Annotated in this window: 1 pseudogene; it reads left to right on the top strand. The window is 80.7% G+C overall.

From position 1 onward, the window contains the following. Positions 1–290, top strand: a pseudogene (locus KVT14_RS20275) (EamA family transporter); the annotation flags it as partial.

Below are 290 nucleotides of genomic sequence, written 5' to 3'. Positions count from 1 at the left end.
CGGTCGCCGCGGTGGCGTCCGCCGGCCGGGAGCGGTTGCTGCCGTTCGTCGCGCTCGTCGGCGTCGTCCTGGTGGTCGGCACCCCGGCCGGCGGGCTCGCCCCGGTCGGCGTCGCGCTCGGGCTGGGCGCGGCCGCGGCCTTCGGCGGGTACACCGTGCTCGCAGGCCGCGTCGGCTCCGGGACGGGCGGGCTCGGCGACCTCGCGCTGTCGGTCGCGGTCGGCGCCCTGCTGCTGACGCCGTTCCAGGTCGCGCAGGCACCGGCGCACGAGGGCGGGCACGTCGCCCCT

Origin of the sequence: Cellulomonas sp. GbtcB1 (assembly GCF_019091725.1) — a bacterium.
Classification (GTDB): Bacteria; Actinomycetota; Actinomycetes; order Actinomycetales; family Cellulomonadaceae; genus Cellulomonas.
This window is presented reverse-complemented; position numbering and strand designations above follow the sequence as displayed.